This is a genomic window from Pantoea coffeiphila (assembly GCF_016909495.1).
Taxonomy (GTDB): Bacteria; Pseudomonadota; Gammaproteobacteria; order Enterobacterales; family Enterobacteriaceae; genus Erwinia; species Erwinia coffeiphila.
The window spans coordinates 1-1,624 of record NZ_JAFBFW010000022.1; the positions used below are offsets into that span (position 1 = coordinate 1).

1 protein-coding gene is annotated in these 1,624 nt (G+C 60.0%); it reads left to right on the forward strand.

Annotated elements, in window-relative coordinates; genetic code table 11:
* Window positions 1-1,624, forward strand: a 1,624-nt coding sequence (locus JOE09_RS26030) for a DNA cytosine methyltransferase (RefSeq protein ID WP_239553317.1), incomplete at both ends; no start/stop codon positions are given.

Sequence of the window (1,624 nt, forward strand, 5' to 3'; positions counted from 1 at the left end):
GAAACCTTTGAGGCGTTCATCGGTATGCTCAGCGCTGGTATTGCCGCAGACCACCCGGCTCTGGATGAGGTGTGCGAATCGTTGCAGATTGACCGACACGGACCGGAGGCGCAGCGGCTGACCGTCGGGCTCGGCTATACAGTCGAGTTCCGTGAAATGCGCGCGTGCGATTACGGCGCGCCAACGATCCGCAAAAGATTTTTTATGGTGATGCGCTGCGACGGGCAGCCTGTCGCCTGGCCAGAGGCTTCCCACGGCGATCCGAAGAGTCTGCCGGTGCAAAGCGGCCAGCTAAAACCCTGGCGCACCGCTGCGGAGTGCATTGACTGGAACATCCCATGTCCGTCGATTTTCGGTCGCAAGAAGTCGCTGGCAGAGAATACGTTGCGGCGTATCGCCCGCGGCATTCAGCGGTTCGTGATCGACAACCCGACGCCGTTCATCGTGAAGTGCAACCACACCAGCACCCGTACAAAATACGACTGTTTCCGGGGACAGGAGCTGGAGTCGCCTCTGCACACGATAACCAAGACCCACGGTTTTGCGGTCGTTACGCCTCACATCACTAAATTCCGCACCGGGGCCACCGGGCAGGAAGTTACTGAGCCACTGCCGACGGTCACCGCCGGTACTTCAGCGCGCCCCGGTGGCAACGGCCACGCGTTGGGAATGGTGGAGGCTCAACTTTCGCCGTTCCTGGCAGGTGCAGGCGGATCAGAATACCAGGGCAAACCGCGTTCCTGCGAGAAGCCCATACACACCATTCTGAAGGAGTCGCGCAGCTGCGTTATCGCACCGGTGATCGCCCGACAGTTCGGCAGCAGCATCGGTCACTCTGTTGATCAACCGAGCGGAACGGTTACGGCCGGTGGCGGCGGAAAAAGCCAACTGGTGTGCCCGACGTTAATCCAGATGGGTTACGGTGAACGACAGGGCCAGGCACCGCGGGTGCTGGATATGCAGAAGCCTGTCGGCACTGTTACAGCCGGTGGCAATAAGTTTGCGATCACCAGCGCGTTTCTGGCCAAACACTTCGGTGGCAATTATACCGGCCCCGGCGCCCCAGTCGACGGCCCTGCACACACGGTCACCACCACGGATCATCACGCGCTGGTAACTGCGCAGCTGCTGGTGAATAACACCGGCCACCCGGGCGGCGCTGCTGACCAGCCAGTGCATACCGTTACCACCGGAAACCACCACGCTATTGTTACGTCAAACTTGGTGAAACTGCGCGGAACCTGTCGCGATGGTCAACGTACCGACCAACCGATGCCGACCATAACGGCTGGCGGTCAACACGTTGGGGAAGTACGTACCTGTCTGGCCGTTAATGATTATGACGAAGCGCGCGCTGTACAGGTGGCTGAATTCCTCCATCAGCACGGCCTGAGCGAGTTTGTTCTGGTTGAGGGAGTGACTTACCGGATTGTCGATATCGGCATGCGAATGCTGCAGCCGCGGGAACTGTATAACGCCCAGGGCTTCCCGGCGTGGTACGTCATCGACCGTGACTATCGTGGCAACAAGTACGCGAAAGACAAGCAGGTAGCACGCTGTGGCAACGCCGTGCCGCCACCGTTCGCTGAAGCGCTTGTACGCGCCAACCTGCCAGAACTCTGCA